The sequence below is a fragment of the Microcella alkaliphila genome (assembly GCF_002355395.1).
In the GTDB taxonomy this organism is placed as follows: Bacteria; Actinomycetota; Actinomycetes; order Actinomycetales; family Microbacteriaceae; genus Microcella; species Microcella alkaliphila_A.
The window spans coordinates 1,730,037-1,752,871 of the sequence record NZ_AP017315.1; the positions used below are offsets into that span (position 1 = coordinate 1,730,037).

The following is a 22,835-nucleotide window of genomic DNA, read 5'->3' on the forward strand; positions in this document are numbered from 1 at the left end:
GCTCACACGCGACATTCGAACGACGGTGGATAGCAGCGCCGCGTTGAACCCGTGTGAGGGATTCGAGGCCCGTCGCTCAGTCGATGAGGCGGAGGAACGCGCTGAGTTCGGCGAGGCCTGCGGGAGTGTGCGGCAGGTGATCGGCGATGGCGGGCGAGTGCACGATGTGGGCGGCCCATTGGGCGCGCGAGATGGCGACGTTGAGCCGGTTGCGGTTGAGCAGGAAGTCGAGCCCGCGGGGCGCGTCGGCGGCACTGGATGCGGCGAGGGTGACGATGGCGATCACGGCCTCCTGACCCTGGAACTTGTCGACGGTGCCGGCGCGGGTGTCGGTGTGCCCGGCTGCGTCGAGGGCGTCGCGCACGGCGTGCACGTGGGCGTTGTACGGCGTGACGACGATGATGTCGGCGGCGGTGAGCGGGCGGGAGCGCGGGGCGTCGCCGCGCGCGACGGGGCCGTCTGTGGGGTCGGTCCACGGGCGTCCGATGGCCCGGTCGACGAGGGCGACGACGGCGGCGGCCTCTTCGGCCGACTCGGTGGCGTTGCCGTGGTGGGTGACGGGGTGCGCGTGGATTCCGGGCGCGATTCCGTCGAGGTGGCGGCGGGCGGCGCTCGGGTGGGCGTGCAGCTGGCCCTCGTAGGAGAGGTCGCTGACGTGGGCGGCGAGGGCGGGGTGCACGCGGCGGGTTTCGGCGAGGAAGTACCCGTAGTCGGCGGGGAGCACGTCGTGGCCGTCGGTCAGGTAGCCGAGGGCGGAGCCGTCGATGGGTTCGGGGTGGGTGCCCTGGCTGACCTGCGGCAGCTGCTGCGGGTCGCCGAGCAGGAGGAGGTTGCGGGCGCTGACGCTCGCGGCGATGGTGGCGGCGAGCGAGTATTGGCCGGCTTCGTCGATGACGAGCAGGTCGAGGCTGTCTCGTTCGACGCGGGCGGGGTTGGCGAAGTCCCAGGCTGTGCCGCCGATGACGTAGCCGCGCGGCTGTTCGGCGGTCCACGCGGCGAGCTGGTCGGCGCGGCCGAGCACGGTCCACTCGGCGGTGGCGTACTGCGCGGGGTCGGCCCCCGTCTTCGGGGCTTTGGCGACGTGCGCCCCGTCGAGGCCGGCGCTGACGACGGCGTCGAGCACGTGTTCGACGGTGGCGTGTCCCTGGGCGACGACGCCGACGCGCCAGCCGTGCTCGGCGACGAGGCGGGCGATGACGCGGGAGCCCAGGTAGGTCTTGCCGGTTCCGGGCGGGCCTTGCACGGCGAGGTAGCTGTGGTCGAGGGCGAGCAGGCTGTCGGCGACGGCGCGGATGCGGTCGGGTTCACCGTGCTCGTCGGCGGTGACGGCCGCGAGCCCGACGTCGCCGCGGGTGCGCGGCGGGCGGCGCAGCAGGAGGTCGACGACGGCGTCACGCGGCAGCTCGGGGTGGGTGATGGCGAGACGCGCCCCCCACTCGTGGATGGCGTCGACCTGTTTGCCGGCGGGCGGGGGCTTTGCGGGCGTGAGGGCGGCGGGCAGGTCGCGGTATTCGTCGACGGGTCGACCCGTGTACGGGTCGGTGGCGAGCGTTTCGGTGATGGCCACCCAGTCGTCTCCGGCGGCGTCGAGGGTGATACCGCGCGCGGGTCGGCTGAGCGGGTCGCGCGGGTTGAGGGGTAGCGGCGCGGGATGCTCGTATACGGCGAACGGGCCCCCTTGACCGCCGATCGATGGCCGGCTTCCGGGCGCCCATTGCCCGTGCATGCGCAGTTGCCGTCGGAGGGAGCGTTGCCGACCGGTCATGCCCCAGTCGGTTTGGGTGACGGGCTGGTCGGGGTCGACGATGAAGACGTCGCGGGTGTCGGCCCACTCGTCGAGGGGGCTGGAGAGTCGGTCGAAGTGAGCCCACCAGTAGGTTTTGTGTTCGCGCCGGTGGTAGTCGATGGCGGCGGCCGCGTAGGCGTAGAGCCGCTGTTCGGCGGTGCGGTCGGGTTCGAGCGCGGGACTGCCGTCGGGGTTCGCGGCGAGGCGGGTGAGGTCGTCGTGCAGGGGCGAGGTCTCGATGATGCGGTCGTCGACCGCGCCCGGCGCGTCGGCGCCCGCCGAGTCCGGGCCGGCCGCGTCGGGGTCGGCACCCGCCCCCGCGTCGCCGTCACCCGACCCGTCGCCGCCTGCTCCCCCGCTGTCGACGCCGCGCCCCCGGGGGTAGGCGCGCAGCCACTGTTCGAGTTTGCGGGTGCTGACGCAGTCGATGCGGTTGTAGTCGGCAATGTCGTCGAGGATCTGCTGAGCCTCGTGCGTCTCGCCGCCGAGCCGCAGTTCGCGGGCGCGCACGTATTCGGCGACGGAGTCGTCGCCGGCGGTGACGGCCGAGCCGAGTCGGGATTCGGGCCAGTAGAGGGGTTCGAGTTTCTTGATCGAGTAGCTGGTGCTGCCGATGCGGAGCGCGCGTTTGACGACGGCGTAGAGGTCGACGAGCACGCCGTCGCGCAGCAGCCGGTCGACGGTGTCTTCGCCTATGCCGTGGCGGGCGGCGAGCAGGCGCAGGTGGGTCTTCTCGTAGGGGGCGTAGTGGTAGATGTGCAGGTCGGGGTGCTCGGCGAGGCGCCGGTCGACGTCGTCGAGGAAGGCGATGAGCGCGGCGCGTTCGTCGGCGAAGGTGTGCGCCCAGTAGGCGGTGAAGGCGTCGTCGCGGTCGGTGACCCCGAACAGGTAGTCGATGCCCCACCAGCCGGCGCCCTCTTCGGTGTACAGCGGGTCGCCTTCGAAGTCGAAGAACAGGTCGCCGGGGTTCGGCGCGGGCAGGGAGTCGAGGGCGGAGGCGTCGATCAGTTCGACGGGCGGCACGGGGTCACCGGCGTCGGCGCGCAGCTGAAGTGCGGCTTGCGCGCGCAGCCCGTCGAGCGTGCGCTGCGGGATGCCCGCCACCGCGGCGGTGTGGGTGACGAGGTCGTTCATGGTGGTGATTCCGGCGTCGGCGAGTTTTTGCCACTGGCCACCGCGCAGCCCGTAGGTCTGCCACACGTCGCCGTGGCTGGCGATGCTGTCGGCGCACCACACGCACTTTCCGCAGTGACTCAGGCCAGGGGCGCGCCAGGTGACCACGTCGGAGGCGCGCGCGCGGTCGCGGAGGAGGGCGTGCATCCGGTCGCGCTGGCGGCGGTGTACGGGCGCGATGTCGTCGAGGCGGTGGATGCTCAGCTCGTCGTCGCCGAGGATCAGCCCCGTCTCGCTGTCGACGGGGATACCCAACCGCTCGAGCTGTTCGGCGTATGCCGCCAGTTGCATGAGCGCGGTGACTTTGGCGCGGCGGGCGAGTTTCGAGTCGAGCACGCGGTAGACGCCGTCGCCGCGGTGTTCGAGGAAGTCGGCGTAGCCGACGAAGCCGAGCCCCATGCCGGGCGTGACGTCGGGACCGTGTTCGGGGTCGAAGAACGTCGCCTGCACGACCATGTCGGTGCGGGCATGCAGCGCGTCGAGCGTCGCCTGCTGGGCCGCGAGCATCCCGTCGATGCCGCGGGCGGGCCGGTCGATTTCAATCAGCGAGCCGGCTGCGCGGTACGCCTCGATCAGCCTGGCCTCGTGCGCGTGGCCCATGACGATGGTGCGCTCGTTCATAGCGTCGAGCGGCTCGTCGGGCGCCTCGATGCGGCCGAGCAGCGCGTCGACGCGGCGCGCGAAGCCGAACTCGCACTCGGCGGCCGCGTTGAGGTCGCTCGCCGAGGTGACGAGCAGCTGCGACCCGTCACCGTGATCGATCAGGTACATGCGGCAACGCTAGCGGCGAGCACCGACATCGCCGATAAAGCGCGGTGACGCTGAGCGGGTCACGACGCTCAAGCTGGAACCACTGTGAGGTCGGCGCTCGCCGAACACGGGGTCGGCCGTCATGAAGGGCAGCTGTTCGAGCTGGGCCTGAGCGGCGAGCACGCGGTCGAACGGGTCGCGGTGGTGCCAGTCGAGTTGTCCGGCGGCGAGGGCGTGAGCTGGGGTGATCGAGAGCGTGTGCGCCCCCAGCCGATCGACGTGTTGCTCGAAGTCGCTCATGATGCGTTCGACTCCCGGCAGTTTTCCGATGCGGTGTTTCGTCGCGATCTCCCACGCACTGGCCGCGGAAACGAAGAGATCGACTTTCCGGTCGGCGAGGAGCAACCGAGCCCGAGCTGTCAGTTTCTCGGGCTGCGTCAGCGCCCACAGGAGGACGTGGGTGTCGAGCAGCAGCGCCCGGGTCACGCCCCCTCCCACACGGAAACTTCGTCGTCGGGCAACGGTTCGAAGAATGAGTCAGGCAGGGTGAAGCCCTCGACGAACCCGAGTTCGCGTGCGGTCGGCTCGGCGATGGCCACGAGGGTCGCGACGGGGTGGCCTGCGCGGGCGATGATCACCTCGTCACCCGCTTCGACACGCGCGAGCAGCTCAGACATGCGCGTCTTCGCCTCGTGCACGTTCACCTGTACCCTCATGCGGACTAAGTTTAGTGGACTAACCATCGGGATACTGGGCGTATGCGCGAACTCCCCGGCTGTGACTGATGAGCACGAGGCCAATGTCGAGTCCCACGCGTTCGGCCGCGTCGCGGACTGCGCGCATCCATTCCCGGTCGCGCGCGGTGGGCTGGGGCCCTCCGCGGCGTTCGAGCACGGGTGTCACGCTCGTGTAGTTGCCCTGCTCGACGAGCGCCGCCATGACATTCGTCAGGTTGGCTGCCGCTTCTGGCGGAGCGGCCGCGGGCAGCTGGTCGAGCTGAATGACCACGCCTTTGGTGGCGGCACCGGGCGTGTCGAAGCGCAGCCACAGTTGACGGCGTATGGCCGGGCCCAGTGCTTCGATGAATTGTCGGTCGGCGTCGTTGATGAAGGTGCTGTCGGGCGGGGCGATGGTGCGAAAGCGTCCGGTCATGACGCCACCGTGCGCCTTTTCCGGCAGTACGTGGCGCCTCGCCCCACAACCCGGTGATGCCGTGAGCGACCTCCTGGCTGTGAGGGAGGCGACACGAATGGTGTTTCGTGGCTACGCCCCGGCGAGCCTCCGCACGGCGTCAACGAGGAACCTTTGTGGCCGCGCCCCCCGGCAACACTCGCCTCACGGCCTCGAACGCCTCATCGACCCCGACCCCGTACTGCCGCACCGCATACAGCGCCGCGACCGACGGCGTGTGGCTCTGCGCCTGCACGCAGTGCACGAGCACGGTCTTGCCCTCACCCCGCAGCTGGGCGATCACATCGACCGTGTCGGCGAGCACGTGGTTGAGGTTGGGGTTCAGCCCGTCTTCGGGATCGTCGATGAGCCACTGCTCGATGTGGGTGGCGGCCCGCTGCGCCCGCCCCACCCGGCATAGCGACACGACCGCGTCGACCTGCACCCCGGCACTGCCGTCGAGCACCGTGTCGAGGTCGACGATCGAGCCGAGCAGCACCCCCTCGTCGTGCGGATGCGCGGTGAGCATCGCCCGCGCACCCCACCCGTCGTAGTCCATGCGTTCGCCGAGCGGCCACTCGCCGGCGCCGGGTTCGGTACCGCGGACGGCCCGCACGGCGAGCTCGGTGAGGCCGCGGGTGTCGAGGCCGGGCCAGCCGTGGATGAGCCGCCGCCAGGCGGCGGGCGTGGCCGATGCCCCGTGTACGGCGCCGAGCATCCCGCCGGCGATGGCGGCGACGGTGTCGGTGTCGCGCCCTCCGCGCACGGCGCGTTCGAGGCCGTCGCGCAGCGCGGTCGCGCGCGGAGCCCCCGTTTCGAGCACGGCGACGCCCGCATGGTGGATGCTCGACCAGGCTCCCTGCAGCGCGTGCACGACCCAGCCGTTGCGGTCGAAGTCGCGCGGCTGGGATTCCTCCGCCTCGCGCACGAGCCTCGCCCACCGGTCGCGGCGCGCGGCGGCTAGGGCCGCGAGGCCCACCTCAATCTCGAGTGAGCCAGTCACTATGGCCTGTCCGATGGCGACCGACCAGAAATCTGGACGTCAGCGAGGTCGGCTCCCGATGCTACGACTCCGGATGTGTACATGGACGGTCAAGATTCGTCATTGCGTGGCCACGGGACCTGGCAGACGCTGCCGCCCTCAATCACAGATAGGGCGTCGCAGAACGACATTGGCCTGCACACGTATCCGGCGACACCGGTGCAACTCGTACCTGGTCTTGACTACGAGAAGCGCATTGTAGCTACTGTCACGTCGAGACTGTGGGCGTCAGACCAGGAGCCAAGAGGTGCCGTCGGCTCCCGGGGCCCGCGCGACACCTCCACACTTCTCAGGAGCCCGAACTTGCGTTTGGCACAAATACCGAGCGCAAGTCTCGACGTGCGCAAGATCCGGCACCGCGGGGACAACCTAAAGGAGTCGCAACCAACCGGCAGACTAGCCCCGGTACACCATCGCCGATTTCTTAGCTGTATGGATGGCTTTACAGGACCGCTTTGCCGACGCAAGCGAACGGGAACCGCTAGAACACATCGCTGAGGGCTGCAATCTTGGAGCGCAAGAGCGTCAGATCTGGCGGCGTGAGCCCCTGCTCCCGTTCCAGTTTGGACAGCATCGCAGCAATAAGTGCTTCCGTGTTCACTGTGTGGTCGTGTTCATTGCACATCCGGAAACCCTGAACCTCAGGCCTCAGCCAGACCAAGGACCGACACTGCAACGGTTGGTTCCTGTCTACGGCGCCCGCGTCCAGAGAAACCATAGGCTCGCCGAAAACGCGCATCCCCTCACCTCTTGTCACGTTGAAACGCTCAGCGGTAAGGCGCAGGAAAGGACCTCGGCCACATGACACCGAGTCGGCGCTATCGACGCTTGGCTTCGCCACATCTCGCGTAGTCCATGTGTTCATGATCCGGCCTCGACACGTTGCGACAGCAAAACATCCAAGTACGACTCCCCCACCACCGGGATGCCATACTCGCGGGCCTTGCGCGCCTTGCCGGATAGCGAGTCGGGGTCGGCGGCGACCACCAGACCGACATTCTTCGATACCGCCGACGCGATGCGGAATCCTCCCGCGACCAGCTCGGCCTCCCACTGCTCGCGGGGGCGCGACATCGCCCCGGTGAGCACCACGATCGAGCCGAGGGCGATCGCCGACGCCGCCGCGCCGGCAGCCGGGGCGGGCGCGACGGGAGTTGCGGGCTCACGACCGCGAGCATCCAGGGCCCGCTCGCGCAACTCGTCAGAGACGCCCAGCATGCGCGCGACCGCCTCGATGTCGGCGCGCTCCTCGGCCGTCAGCACGCCGTCGGCCCACGCGACGGCGGCGAGCTGCTGGACGTACGACTCGTGGAGGGCTAGAGCGGTCGGGCGGTCGACTCCGAGCTCGTCGGCCAGGGCGATCAGTTCGACGGCCTCATGCTGCGACACGTGCCGGTCGATCAGGCAGCGGTCGAGCAACGCCAGGTAGTCGAGGTGCGCCTCCGGTGCGCTGACCTCGGGAAGCGCCGCGGACATCCGTTCAAGAAAATGGCGGTCATCACGGGCGGTGGCGCGCGGCATCCAAGCCGAAAACGGCGCCGGCGACGTGTGCTCGGGGCGCCGCCACGACACCGACGCCGCCTTCTCGAGGTGCGGCCTCCACATCGCGGCACCCGTGCTCGCGATGTAGCCAGCCAGTAGCTCGGCCGTCGCACGGGCGTCGCCGAGGGCGTGGTGGGCGCTCGACAGTTCGACGTCAAACGCCGCACAACAGTCGGCGAGGCTGCGACCGGCGCCGGGGATGATCTCGCGGGCCAGCCGCATCGTGCACACGAACGGCGCGTCGTCGGGCAGCGGGGCGCGGGCGCGGGCGAATTCGGCGGCCAGAAACCGGCGGTCGAAGCTGGCGTTGTGCGCGACGATCGCGCGGCCGTCGAGCACGTCGACCAGGTCAGGGAGGATGTCGGCGAACGCGGGGGCGTTCATGAGGGTGGCGCCGTCGAGTCCGTGCACGTGGCCGGCGCCGATGTGCCGGCGGGGGTTCACGACCGTCTCCCACTCGCCGGTCACCGAGCCCAACTCGTCGGTCGTCACCACGGCAAGCTCGATAACGCGATCAGAGCCCCCCGGGAAGAGGCCCGTCGACTCGACATCAACGACGGCGAAGCCTCTGGTGCTCATCATTCGACGCTATCGAGGAGGATTCAGGATGGGAAGGGTGAGGGGCAGTGAGGCGGGTGATGCGTGGCCCCAGTTTGGGGGTGGTGGATTCCCGGCGGCGCGTGGAGCCGTCAGGTGCTCACAGCGGCGAGTCGCTGCTGCACTTCGATACTGAGGAGCGTCGAAAAGATCATTTCCCCTGGTTCGAGCTCGAGGTGCAGAGGGCTCGTCGGTTCGGGTTGCCAGTCTGACGCGTCAACACCGGGGATGGCGTCGAGCACCGTGACCATGAATTCCGTCTCCATCGAGTTGACGAAGCTAATCGCCACGTACGCCTCGCCATCAGGCAGAACGCGGATCCGTATACGAACATCCCGCTCGCCCAATCTCACGACGATGATGTCGCCCGACACGAGGGCTCGACTGACAGCCTGTTGCATTGCTGCGCGGGTCACCCTCACTGCGAGAGTTGCCGCCTCTGCCTCAAGCCGTCGCCAGTCCCACTCAGACGGCAACAGTTCAGCAGAGTCCTTCCCGTAAGTATCGAGTTCGGCATAGAAGTCAGTGCGGCTGTCGGCGGTTCTGGTGCCGGCGGCACCGAGCCACCACGGGTGAGAGATCGTGAGCGCGTTCAGTTCGCCGGCTGTCAACTGAGTGCACGCACCGCGCTGACGCGCCCTCTTGACCTTGAACCACACACGATCCGACAAGGTACGGATGCGCTCGCCTCCGCCCGATTCGACGTCGTGCGGAACAGACTGTGCCTTCGCGATGAGCGGGTCAGTCACCTCGTGCAAGAGGGTCGTCAAGACAGGAATCGGAACGCCGAGACGGTCAAGGACTCGCCGCGTTGGCCGTACGCCGTCACCAGCTGAGGAAGTCATGCGGGGAGGCTAGCGGCGACCTCCGTCGTCGAAGCCGCCAAGCTCGTCGAGCTCGTCACGCGAGAAGCCCGTGATCTCACTGACGATCGATGGGAGCGTGCCGTCGAGACGCGCAAGCGAGGCCCGCACGGCCGCAGCGATTTCATCTCGGTGGTTCTCGACGTACTCGCGTACGGCAGCGTCGACCAGATCCTTCTTCGTGCGGCCGAAGTAGTGCGAAACCTCGCTGACGAGACGGTCGGTCTCTGGCGAAACCTTCAGCGGTGCAGTTGCCATCAGTGTCCCCCATCAGTCCTCGTGCTGGTACCCAAGTACCATACGACACCTGCCTGACAACTGCGATAGGGGCCGTGTCCGAGGTCGGGTTTACCGTGCCGCCATGATCACGACACGGGCCTCCGCGCTACGGCCGCGGCCGCCACCGCCGCAGGGCTGGCCCCGCCGAGAACCCGCACTCCCTCGCGATGGGGCACGTGCATCCAGTCGCTCGCGAGGCGCCAGGGGGCGCCCTCGCCGCGCAGCACCGTGCAGGCGTAGCGGGCGCGGGTCATGCCGACGTAGAGCAGGTCGTTCCAGCTGAGGTTGTGCTCGTCGGCCCAGGCGGCCGCCTCGACGGTGACGTCGGTGACGACGACGGCCGGAGCATCCAGGCCCTTCGCCTTGAAGATCGAGCGCCAGGCGACCGGGCGCTCCCCTGTGAGCAGCTCGCGCAGGGCCCGCTCCTCCATGTTGGCGGGCTCGCGGGCGAGAAAGCGGCCCACCAGCGACGACTGCGGGCCGAACGGGCTCAACACCACGATGTCCTCCGGGTCGTAACACTCGCCCAACCGCTTCAGGGCGCTCAGCAGGGCCGGCAGTTCACGGCCCGCGGCCACCTCGTCGACCTGCAGCGAGCTGGGAGTCGAAGTGGGCATCCGGTCGCTCGAATGATCCAGCGGGCGCGCCAGCGTGCGGCTGATCGCCTGCAACAGCCGCGGAGCCACCCGACAGTTGCGGCGCACCCGCGCGTGCACGAGCGCCGGGTAAGCGGAGGACACCACTTGACGCTATCGAGGGCTATTCACGAAAGCGAGGGCGGGCGGCGGAGTGGCGAGGGGCAGGTGACCCCTTTTTGGGGGGTGACGCACGACGGGGATGCCCTGTCACTCGAAACCCCGGGCCCCGTGGCAGCTGCGACCTGCCCGAGAAAGAAGTGGGCGTCTGGCGAGCGGTTTTCCGCAGTCGTGCGTGATCCGACTTCATCGGTCGGGGGTGCCGCCTACCTTCGCGGCGAGGCAGTAGCAGACGCGAGGCCAGGCCGGTACCATTAATGACACCACAACGGAAGATCGATCGACTGGTCGCGCACATGAAAGCCTCACCGGCATCGGTGAGGTTCGGCGACCTGGAAGCGGTATGCACGCACCACTTCGGCACGCCCAGGCGGTCGAATGGAAGCCACGTCGTCTACACGATGCCGTGGGCCGGTGACCCTCGCGTGAACATTCAAAACGACAACGGTTCGGCAAAGCCTTACCCAGTGCGGCAAGTCATCAAGGCAATTGAACGCCTCGCCGCGCTACACGACTCCGAGGAGGGGCCGCTGATGAGTGACAACCACTACACCTACCGCGTCACCTGGTCGCCCGAAGACGGCGAGTACGTCGCGACCGTCGCCGAATTCGGATCGCTCTCGTGGCTCGATACCGACCCGACCGCAGCCCTATCGAAGCTGCGGAGCCTCGTCGCGGACGTCGTCGCGGATCTACGGGCGAGTGGCGACCCGGTACCCGAACCGCTCGCCGACCGGCACTACAGCGGAGAGTTTCGCCTTCGCATCCCGCCAAGCCTCCACCGAGCACTCGCGATCGAAGCCGCCGAGCAAGGCATCAGCCTGAACCGGCTCGTCAGCGCAAAGGTCGCAGGCTAAGCGCGGCCGCCACTAGCGCCGGGCCGGGCGCGCCGTGAACGCGCACGCCCTTGCCACGGTGCGCGTGCACCCGGTCGCGGCAGAGTGGCGCCGTCTGCGTAACCCCAGTACGGGGGTGGTGGCGCCTCTCAGCCTGGCGCGTGTCGGCCGTGACCGGTAGACGGGACGCGTCCGAGGGTGAGGAGACGTCGTGAATCGAGAGCCACTGCGCCGCGAGCCGGGGCCGCGCGACTGGACGCCCGGCGGCGGCTACGTGTACGACAGCCCTGCCACGACCGGGGCGACCGGCGCCACGTCGGCGGGCGGGGTGGCGAGCCGCGGAGTGCGCGCGAAGCGCCCGCGCCGCACCCGCCCGCTCGTGTCGCGCGACCACGGGTTCGCCGCCCTCATCGTCGGCGTGGTCGCCATCGCCACCGCCGCCATCTCGTGGCCCGCCGGCGACGGCGGCTACACCGCGCTGCTCTCCACCATCGGACTCATCGCCGTCGCCCTCGGCGTCAGCACCCTGCGCGCCTGGCGGGTCGGCCTCGCCCGGCACCGCGGCATGGCGCGCACCGGCATCGCCCTCGGCGGCGTCGCCCTCGCCTCCAGTGCGATCATCCTCGCCAACGGGTGGTTCGGGCTGACACTGCCCGCCCTGCCCGACGTGACGCGCGCGGTCGTGGCGTCCGCGACGGGGGCGAGTACAGCATCCATCGATCAGGATGCGGTTGTCAGCGACGGTGCCGTCATCGGGGCGCCGAATGCGGCCGTCGTGGAGGTTCCGGTGTTTGCGGATGCCGACAGTGAGTTCACGCGGCTCAGCATGGAGCTCGGCACGCTCGTGTACGTCATCAACAACGTTGCGGCAGGAGGCGTGCCCGACGTGCTCTACGCCGTCGACAGCGGGCACGCACACGTGGCACCCGACGGGCGCGTGCTGGCTCCTGACAACGCGTGGGTCACCACCGGGTACGCGCGAGGCGCCGACGGCAGCTACGTCATCACCATGACCGGGGCGCAGCACGGCAGTGTCGCGTACTACCACTCGGGGGTTGGGGCGATCGAGCGGCGGTAGGGGTTGTTGCGTGTTGACGTAATACGTCGCTTAGGCGACTATATATGTCATGGAAACTGCGACGCGAACGGCCGCCCTGCAACTCGGCCTCAGCCAAAGGCAGGTTCAGAGAATGACCCGGGCCGGCCGCCTGGCACATCGTGACATCGCCGGGCGCACACTCGTGTCGAGCAGGTCAGTTCTGGCCGCCAGCCGATCGCGGGGCCGCGGGCGCCCATGGGAGGAAAACACCGTGCGTGCCGCTTGCGAACTGCTCGAGTGCGGCGAAACAACCGCAATGTCGGGAAGCCAACGCAGTCGCCTACGCGCCCGCCTGCGCGAGCTCAGCGTGGACGCACTCGCCCACCAGGTGCTCGGCGCCAGAGTTTCACTCTGGCGTGCCACCGCGGCCAGCCCCCCCAGCATCGGCGATGGGGACGGGTCGCTCACCGCTACAGGGTCAAGTGTGCACGTCGCCGTGACTGCAAGCGCCGACGATCTTGCGCGGCAGTGGCGGCTGATCAACGACGCAACCGGCCAGACAGTGCTCGTAGAACTCGACACCACTGCCACAGCGGTCGTCACCGACATCGCGTTGTACGCGTACGGCGACGAACGTTCAAGCAGCGCTGCACGCGAACGTTTGCTGCGGCGGCAGAAGACGCTGATGTGAACGAAGCCATCACGATCAGTGAACCTGTCGGTGGGTGGCGAAGCCCATGGCCACAAGTCTGGGAACTGGCCGACGCATTTCCCGCCACCCGGTGGGCTCTCATTGGCGGGCTCATGGTGCAAGCCCATGCGATGTCAGCACAGGTCGAGGCGACACGAGTCACGGTCGACGTCGACGTTGCGGCACGAGTGGAGGCCGGGTCCTTCGATTATGCAGCGGCGGCCACCGCCCTGATCGGGCGGGGCTACTCCCTCGATGAATCAACTCGATACGCGTATCGATTTCGCCGCAATAGTGATGTCGTAGACCTGATGGTGGCAGATCACCAGAGGCCAGCTCCCCGATTCGGGCGCAAAGTAGTACTGCGGGTCGAAGGCGGTCAGCAGGCGCTCAGCAGAACGCAGGCGCTGCACTTCGCGACTGGTGACCGGACTGTTGCCGTTCCGCTGCCGACATTGCACGGCGCACTCGTGCTCAAAGCTGCCGCGCACATAGTCGACGCGCGAGATCGCGATCGCCACCTCCTTGACGCGATCACGCTTCTTGCCTGCGTAACCGACAGCGCAACGGTAAGTGCGCACCTCAAAGGTTCTGATCGCAGAAGAATCACGCATCTGTTGCGGTCGCTCGCGGAGCAGCCGCTCATCGAAGCGCAGGCGCCGACCGACACTGCCGAACTCGCCCGCCGCGCCGCCGATGACCTACGGCGTGACCTGCACGCCTGAACCGGACGCGGCGTTGCGGTGGTACAGGGGCAGCCCCGTCGTCATCGCGACAGAATTGCGGCGGCGCGGGGCACGCACCGCGTTGCTCACGCAGCTCGGAGACGACGACGCTGGCGAGCGCATCGCCACGACGCTGCGCGCGACCGGCATGAGCGTGCGCACACCCCCGCGGTCGGGCCGCACCGCGAGGCGCTCCGTCTACATGGACGCCGACGGCCTCACCACCGACCGGCTCGACGACGACTGAGTGTGGACGCTCGACGGCACCCACATCGGCGGCCCATACGCGCACGCAGACATCGTGCACTATGGGTCGCTCGGCAGCGCCCGACAGCCCGGCGCCGCCGGGGTCGCCGCCTACGTCGACCTCATGCGCTGGCGGTCCCTCATCAGCTACGCCCCGCGCATCCTTTTCGCGCACGACGCCGACCGGGTGGCCGTACGGAACCGCGTCGACACGCACGCCGCCGCCGCCGACATCGTGACCGTGACCGTCGATGACCTCGCCCACATCAGCACCGAATACTCTCCCCACGGCTACCCGCCCGACGGAGACGCGCGGCACGCCATGGTGCGGCACTGGGCCGACCGGTGGTTGCAGGCCGGAGTCGGACTCGTCGCCGTCATCGACCACGCGCGCGGCGGCGAGGTGCGAGTGTGGACCGGGTTCGGTGCGAGGGCGGACGTGGAGTCGGCGGTGGAGCCGCATTCGGATGCGCGGTCGGCCTCGATTCCCGTCGATTCGGTTCTCGACGACCCCACCATCAGCGTCGTTGACCGCGCTGACGTGATCATCGCGCGCCTCCTCGTCGCCCTCCACGCCGCCGGCATCGGCGGACGCGCCACACGCGACACCCTCAACCACCTGGATGCTCGCACCCTGACGCTCGCCTGACGCACGTTCGCGAGACGCCCGGCCGCCACTCCCCCACACCCGCGAAGTCCGGGCCCGCCGTCCACAGACGCACCACTTCCACGCCGAATGTCGGTAGTCGAACGTATATTCGAATGACACACCAGCGCGCGACGAACGGAGGCACCGTGGGCGAACTCGCCACCCGCATGGCTGCCGCCGTCGCGTCACTCGAACGCGTTCCACGCGAGGTCGAACGCGTGCGCGCCCTCGACGATGAGGCGCTCCTCGCACTCACCCGCGTCGCCGCCGACGAAGTACGGCTCGCGCAGTTGCACGTGTCACTGCTCGCCGGCGAGATCGCGCGACGCTCGGCACCCGAACTCGGCAGCGACGGGCTCGCACAGCGCGAAGGCCACCGCACCCCCGAAGAGGCGGTGCGCGTCGCCACCGGAACAACCGCAGCCGACGCCCGCACCGCCGTCCGGGTCGGGGCCGCCGCGGCGGCCGAAACGCCCACCGCGCTGGGCACCGCCGTGCTCGACGGTCGGGTCAGCGTCGCCGTCGCCGACGCAATCACCACCGGGCTCGGCCGCCCCACCCACCAGTTGGATGCTCGTGCCCTCGACGCCGCCGCCCACTCACTTCTCGAGCGCGCGGCCGCCCTCGACGCCGACCGAGCCCTGAGGGAGGCGCGTGCGCTGCGCGACGAACTCGACCTCGCCGGAGTGGCCGAGCGTGAAGAAGAACGGCGCGACCAGCGGTCGTTCCGTATCGGCAAGAAAGCCAACGGAATGGGCTGGGCGCACTGGGTACTCGACCCCGAAACCCTCGCCATCGTCAGCGACCTCTACGACCGCGTCACCTCTCCCAAGCGACGCGTGCCGTCGTTCGACTCGAGCGACGCAATACCGGGGCGGGGCAGCGCTGATGGCCGTGTTGGCGCCGATGGCAAGGGGAATGCCGACGATCTCGCTAGTCATGAAGAAGACGCCGGCGGCTCCGATACCGACGAGCGCACGCTCGAGCAGTACGCGAGCGACATGTTCACCGAGCTGTTGCGCCAGGGGTCGAACTCCGACACCAGCGGGCTGCTCGGCGACGGGCCGGCCGCCGTGCGGGTGATCGTCGCCGCGTCGACACTCGAACAGCGACGTGGGCGCGGCTGGCTCGAGGGGCAAACCGACCCAATTTCAGTCGACACAGTCGAACGCCTCGCGTGCGCGGGCGGCACGATCCAGATCACCGTTGACAGCGACCCCAACAACGCCGGTCAACCCCTCAACCTCGGCCGCGAACGGCGCCTCTTCAGCCGCGCCCAACGCGTCGCACTCACCGCGCGCGACGGCGGATGCCGCTGGCCCGGGTGCGAACGACCACCCAGCTGGTGCGAAGCGCACCACATCAACCACTGGCTGAGAGACGGCGGGCGAACCGACGTCGCCGACGGAATCCTCCTCTGCCGACACCACCACATGCTCGCCCACAACCACGGGTGGGAAATCGAACGCGCCGGCCCCAGCTACGTGCTGAAACCACCGGGCACAGAACAACAGCCCCACCACTGGCGCGACATGCCCAGCCGCAGTGCGGCGCTCCGCGACGCGCTCAGCGCGTGACAGAAGGGGCGCGTGACGGACGGTGCGCCTGAAGGACGGTGCGCGTGACGGACGTGGCGCGGAACGGACAGTGCGCGTGAGGGAGGTGACGGGTGACAGCTGCTGTGGACAGACGTATCTGTCGTCCCCCACGTACTGGGGGATATACGAGAAGCCACGCGCGCCCGTACTCTCAAGCAACGATCCAGGAGCAGGGATGCTCCGAATATGAGGCAGCACATGCAGTAAGCGCAGGCACACATCACGCGCAAACAGCACGCGCTACCGCAGCACGGATCGCTCACTGGGGGGTGATATGAACGGGTCGGCCACGCGCCCACTGCGCGCACTCGTTATCGGAGAATCACTAATCGACGTCCTCATCGACGGCGACCACCGCACCGAAAAGCCCGGCGGCAGCCCCATGAACGTCGCCATCGGCCTCGCCCGCCAGGGCGCCGACGTCGCCTTCGTCACCGACCTCGGCCGCGACCACCTTGCCGACCAGATCGAACTGCGCCTCGTCACCGAAGGGGTCGACGTCTACTCGCCCCTCCGCCACGGACGCCGCACCAGCGTGGCCCTCGCCACCATCGACGCCGACGGCAACGCCAGCTACGAGTTCGACCTCACCTTCACCCTGGAACACACGGACACACCCGAGAACGGGCTCGCCGACTTCGTCCACTTCGGATCCATCTCGACCGTCATCCAGCCCGGCGCCACCCACGTCGACCAGCTCGTCGACACGTTCCGACCGAACGCGCTCGTCAGCTACGACCCCAACATTCGGCCCCTCATCGACCGAGACCGCGACGCCGCCCGCGCCCGCGTCGACCGGCACGCCGGACTCGCCGACATCGTGCGCGCCAGCGTTGACGACCTCGCCCACATCCACCCCGAGCTGCTCGCCGACCCGAGCCGGCGCATCGAATCCAGCACCGAACGGATGATCGCGGCAGCCACCGAACGCTGGCTCGCCGCCGGCGCCGCCCTCGTCGCCATCACCGACGCCGAGCGGGGCGTGCACCTCGCCACCGAGAATCACCGCACCCACATTGCGTCGAACCGTCCCGCCGTCGTCGACACCGTCGGCGCCGGCGACGCGTTCATGGCCGGGCTCATCAGCGGCATCGACATCGTCGGCCTGCGCCGTCAGGCGCACCGCGACGAACTCGCCTCCATCGACCTGAAGACCCTGCGTACCATCGCCTGCTGGGCGCAGCGCACCGCCGAGTACACCGTCGGCCAGGTCGGCGCCGAACCACCCACCTCGGTCGAACTGCTCAACGCCGAGCGCGGCGTCCGCGTCGCCTAAGCGCAGATCGCCGATTCTCGCCGCGCGAGGGGTGTGCCGGACCCCCCGCGACTACTCCCACTCGAGCGCGACGAACCACGGCGGGTAGACGACCACCTTCGCATTCACGCCCGCCTCGGCGAGCAAACCGCGCACCTCCGCGCGCCGCTTGTCGTTGGCGACCGCGACCAGCGCGACCGCGTCCAACGCGACCTCGCCGGGGATGAGCGCTTCAGCCGCCTGCAGGACGGCCGGGTCCCCGGCGGCGCGCGCGAGCATCCGTCGAACGGTGTCGGGAGTCGAAATGGTCGTGACCATCGCCGCCGCATCGCCGTCGGTGACCACCAGGCGATCCTCAACCGCCGCGACGGGCACACCGAGGACGACGAAGTCGGTGATGGTGGCGTGGCGGGCCTGCTCGCTCCACGTCGGGCCGGCAGCGCCCTGCTGCACCTCGCCCCACCACGTGGCCTGGGGGCTCAGCGAAAAGGCGACGCAGTCGGCGACCGACGCCGCGTTCGTGGCCGACGCGGTGCGGCGCAGCTCGTCGGTGATCTCGCTGCCCAGCTTTACGGCGGGCTCGGCCGCACTCGACGGCTTGATCGCGCCGTCGCCGAGGATTCCGGCGAGGTTGTCGACGTGGGTGACGTGGAAGATGCGCTGCGGGAGGTTGGGGGCCTTGACCGGGGCGACCCGGCCCGACGCGTCGGCCTTCGGGGTGCGCAACGAGGCGGGCTTGGCTGACGCGCGGCGAGCGGGAGCCTGCTTCTCGGGCTCAGGGGCGGGGAAGCAGCTGGCGCACATCCCCGGTTCGAATCCGTGAATGCACTCGTCCATAGCTGATACTCCTCGCGTCGACCGGGCTTGTGGCCCGACCCTCAAGGCTACGGCACGGGCGGAGGTCACGGCACCGGGGAAGGTCGCGCGGCCGAGGGGCGCGGTGGAGCCTCCAGGGCGTCGACCTACACTCAGCCCATGGCGCTGTTCCTCGGCATCGACCTCGCGTGGGGGCTCGGCGGGAGGCGACCGCCCAACGAGACCGGACTGTGCGCGCTCGACGAGACCGGGTGCATCCTCGATGCCGGCTGGACCCGCGGGCCGGGCGCCGTCGACGAGTGGGTCGGAACGATGCTCGCGCAGCACCGCGCTGCCGGCGAGACGGTCGTGATCGCGATCGATGCGCCGCTGATCGTGCCGAACGAGACCGGGATGCGCGCGTGCGAACGCGACGTCGGCCGCTGTTACGGGCGCTGGAAGGTGGGCGCCAACGCGAGCAACCGGGCGCTCGCGAGCCGCGCCGGCGAGGTGCTGCTCGAGCTGCTCGAACAGCGCGGAGTCGCCTACACCGACGGCACCACGCCCGCGGCCCCCGGCGCCGCCGTCGCCTTCGAGTGCTACCCGTACACCACCCTGGTCGGCGTTGACGCCTTCGGCTACGACGACGAGCGCCCCCGCTACAAGCGCCTCGACCGCTCGATCGCGTCCTCCGAGGCGAAGCTTCGCCGCGCCGCCGCAACCGACGAGCTCATCCTCCGCCTCGACCGGCTCGCCGAGGCAGACGCCGACCCGCGTCTTGACGTCCGAAGCCACGCGGTCACCGCCGAGATCGCCGCAACCCTGACCCCGCCGAGCGGTGAAAAGACGCGCAAGCACCGCGAGGACCTCATTGACGCCGCACTCTGCGCCTACACGGCCGCGTTCTGGCACCGGCACGGCTCCGCCAGAACGCAGGCGCTCGGCACGCTCGACCCCGCCACCGTCGACCGGGATGCACGCGGACGCGTCGCCAGCATCGTCGCACCCGCCCGCCGCACCGCCCGCGCCAGTCAGTGGCGTGCGCACTGGGGTGCGGCGCGCCCGGTAGACAGTTCGTCCAGACACGAGCACCCCTCGACCAGTACGGTCGAGGCATGAGCAATGACACGCCGCCTCCCCCGCCGCCCGAACAGCCGCCACCCCCGCCGCCGCCCGCAGGCCCCTACGCTCCCGCCTACGGTGCCGCCGCCCCCGGTGGCACGCCCGCAGCCGCCGCTCCGGGCGGCGCGCCCGGTCGCGGCATGGCAATCACGTCGCTCGTGCTGGGAATCCTCGCCCTGCTGGGCGTCGCCATCCCGCTCCTGAACATCGGTTCGCTCATCATGGCGATCGTCGGTCTCGTGCTCGGCATCCTGGCGCTGCGCAAGTACGCGGCCGGCAAGGGACTGTCGATCTCGGGCGTCATCATCAACGCGCTTGCCGCGTTCCTGGCGCTCATCTTCGTGATCCTCTACGCCGTCGGCTTCGCCGCGATTGTCACCGAACTCGAGCAGGAGTTCACACCGACGCCGTTCGAGAGCATCGAACCCACAGATCCGGCCGACCCCGGTGATGACGGAGCGAGCGACCCCGACCCGACTGACCCCGGCAACGGCCTCTTCGAGGTCACCACGCCCGCAAGCGGGCCGGGGTCGTTCGATGAGCCGCTCGCGATCGGCGAGACTGTGACTCTCACCGATTTCGGCGTCGACACGTGGGAGGTCACGGTCGACGCCGTCGAACTGTTCGCCGATGAGGCCGTGCTCAGCGCAAACGAGTTCAACGAGCCACCGGGGCCGGGGACCCAGTACGCGGTCATGACGCTCACGGTGACGAAGATCGCCGGCGAGCCGGCCGACCCGTGGTTCGCCATCGAGGTCGAGTACCTGTCGAGCGCGAACACGACGCACACGCAGTTCGACGCGCTGGTCGTTGACCCCGAGCCGTCGTTCTTCGACCTCGGTGAGCTGAGCGAGGGCGACACGGCGACCGGCAACGTGACCATACTCGTGCCGAGTGCCGACGTCGAGAACGGCCGTTGGCTGGTCTACAGCTACTTCGACTCGGAAGGTTTCTACTTGCAGGCGCAGTAACGCACTAGGCGGATGGCCCGCCGCTCCCTGCGGCGGCGCGGCGGGCCTCCTCCTCACGGCGGGTGAGCTCGTGGTCGACCGCGCGCAACGACATCGCCAGGGCGATGATGCGCTCGTCATCCACGTCGAGGCGCGTTTGTGTGAAGCGCTCACGCAGCAGCTCCTCCGCCGTGTGATGGTGGCCCCGGGACAGGTCGAGGCGCACCTGGTCGACGACGCCGGCAATCTTCTGCCGTGCCGTCGCATCCGACCAGCCCTGCATGACCGGAGAGTCCTGCGAGGCGATCACGGGCATCCGTTCTCGGTGGGGGTTCGCGTACATGTCGCTACGCAGTCCCTGACTGGACAGATCGAGTGTCATGATCTCGTCTCCTCACCGGCGGCGTCTGCCGCCTCGTCCGCCTCACGGCGCTCGCGCTCGTGTCGCGCGTAGTCAACGGGGGCGAGCTCATCGACGAGTGCGGCGATCTGCTCCTCCTCGAGCTCGATCTGCGACGCCTTCAGGCGTTCGCGCAGCAGCTCGTCCGCTTCGAGGTGGTGTCCGATCGACAGGTCGTATTGCACCTGCTGCATGAGCCCGTCGACCTTTTCGATGACGGTGGCGCTCACGGCGCCGTCAAGCACCGGACCAGCGAGAATGGGGCCCGTCGGCGGCGAGGAAGTTGCGATGCGCTCGTGCACCACCATGATCGACCCCGTGGGGTCATCGCTCGACCAGTCGGTCGTCAGCGCGTCGTCACCGTTCGGGTCGGGTGCGGGCCCCGCATCCGGCCGCTTCCTCGTCAGCCATGCCATGCCCGTCAGGGTGCTCTCGCCACCAGCGCGTGGGCTGGAGGTAACCCCGCGTGTTGCTGTCAGCCAGGTGGCAGAAGCCTGAACGCGGCGCCCCCTTCGCGCCGCGTGCAGTACTGAACTCAGGGGCCGAGGCCCCGAAACTCAACTCGCCGAGGCGATCGTGATGCCACCGTCGAGGTCGAGGTCCAGGTCGACGTCGGGCGAGAGCGGGGCTGCGCCCGACCCCCAGTCGATCGATCCGACCGTGCCCGGAATCGCCGTCAGCCCTGTCGTGCGACGGCTGGATGCCCGCGCCGAGGCGAGCAGCCCGAGCAGGTGATCGGTCATGTCGTGCGCGGCGACGTGCGCGTGGTCGCTCTTCTTCAGGCTCACCTTCGCGGCGACCCCCTCCAGCACCTCATCGAAGTAGTGCTGACGGATGTTGTAGGTGTCGACCTGGTCTTGAACGATGCGCGAACCGAGCGAACCAAACGCGGCGAGACCGTGCGGGTGCCACAGCAGGTGGTCGTGGTGGTCGTCCCACGCCTCGTCAAAGGCGTTCGCGACCGCGCGCCAGTAGTGCAGAAACAGGCGCGCCAATAGATGGCCACCCTGTTCGACCTTGTGGTGCGTCAGCGAGTTGGGCCCCTCGAGCACGGCTTCGGCGATGAGCTGGTCAGGCAGACAGACAGATTCTGCGCGCCGCGCGCCGCGCAACATGTGGTCGACGACGCCGCGGAACGTCGCATAGGTGATCGCCTTCGCCCCTCCGATACTCTTGCCCGACTTCTTGGCGGGCACGTGCACCTTCCCGGCAAAGAGGTCATCGTCGGTGAGTAGCCGTTCGGCGATCCACTCCGCGCGCGTCTCGGACTCGTACAGCGGGTGCTCGATGCGGAAGGCGGGTTCGTGAGGGGGCGGTGCGTCGGTCGGCTCACCGTCGGGCAGGGGAATCTCAATCAGCCGGGGCATGGGGGCTCCCATCGGGTTCCACCCACCGGCGGCGTGAGGTGTAGCGCGGCGCCTCGGGAGGCGAGCGTCACAGGCGACGACAGTCACCAGCGGGTCAGGTATGGAATCTCGGGTGTTCGGGTGTGGGGATGATGCTCGGCGCGGGTACGCCGGAAGCCGATGGGTGGTCGACTCCACGCATCACACTGGCACAGCCGAGCGCGATTCAATACCCCGTAAACGGGGGTGTCGCGATGTTCGCGCTCAGTACACGTAGCGAACGCTGTGCTGGATGCGCGTGCGCACCTCGAACAGGTCGGTCCCGCCGACCCCCACTCCCGGCAAGCCGGTGCGGATGAGGTTGACGAGCCGCGACCGCTCGACGAGCAGCCCCTGCGCGCCACGGATCGACTTGAGTTCCATCAGCGACTGCGGCGCGTGCTCATCGTCGACGACCACCACGAGCGCCGAAAAGCGCACCTTCGCCTCGCGGGCGACGACCTTGGCGCGCACGGCGAGGTCGTGCAGCGGCCGCTCCCCCGGCGCTAGCCCCTCGCCGATGACCTCCCCACGCTTGACCTTCACCGGACCGCCCCAGTCTTCGCTCAACACAGCCCAGAGGCCGGTCGGGCCGAGCACGATGTGGTCGATCTTGTCGAGGGGGCCGGGCCCGGCCAGCACGTCGTGCCACAGCGTGAACCCCATGCCGAGCGTGAACAGCGCCGTCGCCGTCTTCTCCTCTGCCACGGCCGCGGCGAGCAGGTGACGAATCTCACGCGGCACGCGACGCACGAGCTGCGGGTCGTACGGGTCGTCGAGCTCGACGCCGCGCCCCACCCACTCGCGCATCAGGTCGAGGTACCGCTCGCGGAAATACCCGCCGGGATGCCCGTGGCTCGTCGCGTTCGGACGGCTATCGCCGCGCCGGCGCGCACCTCCGCTCGCCGACTGCGCCCACGAGCCGCCTCCGCCGCTGCCCGCGTCGGCGCCGGTGTCGTAGGCGGTGCGCGCCGACGGCGTGCCCACCCGCTGCCAGGCCTGCTGCACCCGGTCGAACTCGGCGCTCGAGCCGCCCGTGTCGGGGTGCGCCTCGCGCAGCCGCTTGCGGTACGCGCGCTTCAATTCGTCGTCGCTCGCGTTCGGCGCGACTCCGAGAACCTCGTACGGGTTCGACGCCAGGGGTGAGTCAGCCATAGTCGCGGAAAAGCCTACGCTGGCTGCGTGAG

General features: G+C 69.2%; 24 protein-coding genes. 10 read left to right on the forward strand and 14 right to left on the reverse strand.

Translation table 11 applies throughout. The features are described 5' to 3' along the window. Positions 1–76 precede the first annotated feature (76 nt). The 9 genes from CPY97_RS08540 to CPY97_RS08585 form a co-directional block, all read right to left on the reverse strand. Positions 77–3,730 (reverse strand): TM0106 family RecB-like putative nuclease, encoded by a 3,654-nt coding sequence (locus tag CPY97_RS08540; protein ID WP_096421898.1) that lies wholly within the window; start codon positions 3,728–3,730, stop codon positions 77–79. 9 nt (positions 3,731–3,739) lie between these two features. Then, positions 3,740–4,195: a type II toxin-antitoxin system VapC family toxin gene (locus tag CPY97_RS08545; protein ID WP_096423522.1), complete on the reverse strand. Its 456-nt coding sequence runs from the start codon at positions 4,193–4,195 to the stop codon at positions 3,740–3,742. After that, positions 4,192–4,425: a type II toxin-antitoxin system Phd/YefM family antitoxin gene (locus tag CPY97_RS08550; protein ID WP_096421900.1), complete on the reverse strand. Its 234-nt coding sequence runs from the start codon at positions 4,423–4,425 to the stop codon at positions 4,192–4,194. The genes CPY97_RS08545 and CPY97_RS08550 overlap by 4 nt, the downstream gene beginning before the upstream one ends. A 19-nt stretch (positions 4,426–4,444) precedes the next feature. Beyond that, positions 4,445–4,861 (reverse strand): hypothetical protein, encoded by a 417-nt coding sequence (locus CPY97_RS08555; protein ID WP_096421902.1) that lies wholly within the window; start codon positions 4,859–4,861, stop codon positions 4,445–4,447. A 139-nt stretch (positions 4,862–5,000) separates the two neighbouring features. Continuing rightward, entirely contained in the window at positions 5,001–5,897 is an 897-nt protein-coding gene (locus tag CPY97_RS08560) for an ADP-ribosylglycohydrolase family protein (protein WP_331716230.1), read from the reverse strand. 885 nt (positions 5,898–6,782) lie between these two features. Next, positions 6,783–8,042: an exonuclease domain-containing protein gene (locus CPY97_RS08570; RefSeq protein WP_096423524.1), complete on the reverse strand. Its 1,260-nt coding sequence runs from the start codon at positions 8,040–8,042 to the stop codon at positions 6,783–6,785. Positions 8,043–8,152: 110 nt separating this feature from the next. Continuing rightward, on the reverse strand, positions 8,153–8,905 hold the full coding sequence (locus CPY97_RS08575; protein WP_150129236.1) for a hypothetical protein: 753 nt from the start codon (positions 8,903–8,905) through the stop codon (positions 8,153–8,155). Between the two features lie 9 nt (positions 8,906–8,914). Beyond that, complete coding sequence (locus CPY97_RS08580) at positions 8,915–9,181, reverse strand: type II toxin-antitoxin system VapB family antitoxin (RefSeq protein ID WP_173826875.1); 267 nt, start codon at positions 9,179–9,181, stop codon at positions 8,915–8,917. A 107-nt stretch (positions 9,182–9,288) separates the two neighbouring features. After that, on the reverse strand, positions 9,289–9,942 hold the full coding sequence (locus CPY97_RS08585) for an ATP-binding domain-containing protein (protein ID WP_150129237.1): 654 nt from the start codon (positions 9,940–9,942) through the stop codon (positions 9,289–9,291). A gap of 548 nt (positions 9,943–10,490) precedes the next feature. On the opposite strand from CPY97_RS08585, the gene CPY97_RS08590 reads away from it, so the two are divergent. From CPY97_RS08590 to CPY97_RS08625, 8 genes are all read left to right on the forward strand, one after another. Continuing rightward, entirely contained in the window at positions 10,491–10,814 is a 324-nt protein-coding gene (locus tag CPY97_RS08590; protein WP_096423526.1) for a type II toxin-antitoxin system HicB family antitoxin, read from the forward strand. A 190-nt stretch (positions 10,815–11,004) separates the two neighbouring features. Next, positions 11,005–11,871 (forward strand): hypothetical protein, encoded by an 867-nt coding sequence (locus CPY97_RS08595; protein WP_096421914.1) that lies wholly within the window; start codon positions 11,005–11,007, stop codon positions 11,869–11,871. 49 nt (positions 11,872–11,920) lie between these two features. Next, positions 11,921–12,523, forward strand: coding sequence for a hypothetical protein (locus tag CPY97_RS13295; protein ID WP_150129238.1), 603 nt, complete (start codon positions 11,921–11,923; stop codon positions 12,521–12,523). Further along, entirely contained in the window at positions 12,520–13,248 is a 729-nt protein-coding gene (locus CPY97_RS13300; protein ID WP_150129239.1) for a hypothetical protein, read from the forward strand. Before CPY97_RS13295 ends, CPY97_RS13300 begins: the two co-directional genes overlap by 4 nt. Further along, positions 13,232–13,495, forward strand: a complete 264-nt coding sequence (locus tag CPY97_RS08610; RefSeq protein ID WP_096421920.1) for a hypothetical protein — start codon at positions 13,232–13,234, stop codon at positions 13,493–13,495. The genes CPY97_RS13300 and CPY97_RS08610 overlap by 17 nt, the downstream gene beginning before the upstream one ends. After that, positions 13,496–14,143, forward strand: a complete 648-nt coding sequence (locus tag CPY97_RS08615) for a hypothetical protein (RefSeq protein ID WP_096421922.1) — start codon at positions 13,496–13,498, stop codon at positions 14,141–14,143. It begins immediately after the preceding gene. Between the two features lie 113 nt (positions 14,144–14,256). Further along, the gene (locus tag CPY97_RS08620; RefSeq protein WP_096421924.1) at positions 14,257–15,720 is read left to right on the forward strand and encodes an HNH endonuclease signature motif containing protein; all 1,464 of its coding nucleotides are present in this window, start codon (positions 14,257–14,259) and stop codon (positions 15,718–15,720) included. 295 nt (positions 15,721–16,015) lie between these two features. Continuing rightward, entirely contained in the window at positions 16,016–17,017 is a 1,002-nt protein-coding gene (locus CPY97_RS08625) for a PfkB family carbohydrate kinase (RefSeq protein ID WP_096421926.1), read from the forward strand. A gap of 51 nt (positions 17,018–17,068) precedes the next feature. Here the strand turns inward: CPY97_RS08625 and CPY97_RS08630 are convergent, their stop codons facing one another. Next, complete coding sequence (locus CPY97_RS08630) at positions 17,069–17,833, reverse strand: DarT ssDNA thymidine ADP-ribosyltransferase family protein (RefSeq protein WP_096421928.1); 765 nt, start codon at positions 17,831–17,833, stop codon at positions 17,069–17,071. Positions 17,834–17,971: 138 nt separating this feature from the next. Here CPY97_RS08630 and CPY97_RS08635 point away from each other — a divergent pair, with 138 nt between their 5' ends. Then, on the forward strand, positions 17,972–18,910 hold the full coding sequence (locus tag CPY97_RS08635; RefSeq protein ID WP_096421930.1) for a DUF429 domain-containing protein: 939 nt from the start codon (positions 17,972–17,974) through the stop codon (positions 18,908–18,910). Further along, a complete protein-coding gene (locus CPY97_RS08640; RefSeq protein ID WP_150129240.1) occupies positions 18,907–19,884 on the forward strand; it encodes a DUF4190 domain-containing protein in 978 nt (325 codons plus the stop codon). The genes CPY97_RS08635 and CPY97_RS08640 overlap by 4 nt, the downstream gene beginning before the upstream one ends. A 4-nt stretch (positions 19,885–19,888) precedes the next feature. On the opposite strand, the gene CPY97_RS13595 is transcribed toward CPY97_RS08640, so the two are convergent. From CPY97_RS13595 to CPY97_RS08660, 4 genes are all read right to left on the reverse strand, one after another. Further along, the gene (locus tag CPY97_RS13595; protein ID WP_197702216.1) at positions 19,889–20,245 is read right to left on the reverse strand and encodes a hypothetical protein; all 357 of its coding nucleotides are present in this window, start codon (positions 20,243–20,245) and stop codon (positions 19,889–19,891) included. After that, complete coding sequence (locus tag CPY97_RS08650) at positions 20,242–20,679, reverse strand: hypothetical protein (RefSeq protein ID WP_096421934.1); 438 nt, start codon at positions 20,677–20,679, stop codon at positions 20,242–20,244. Before CPY97_RS08650 ends, CPY97_RS13595 begins: the two co-directional genes overlap by 4 nt. A gap of 141 nt (positions 20,680–20,820) precedes the next feature. Further along, positions 20,821–21,630 (reverse strand): hypothetical protein, encoded by an 810-nt coding sequence (locus CPY97_RS08655; protein WP_096421936.1) that lies wholly within the window; start codon positions 21,628–21,630, stop codon positions 20,821–20,823. A gap of 243 nt (positions 21,631–21,873) precedes the next feature. Next, on the reverse strand, positions 21,874–22,803 hold the full coding sequence (locus CPY97_RS08660; RefSeq protein ID WP_096421938.1) for a J domain-containing protein: 930 nt from the start codon (positions 22,801–22,803) through the stop codon (positions 21,874–21,876). Between the last annotated feature and the right edge of the window lie 32 nt (positions 22,804–22,835).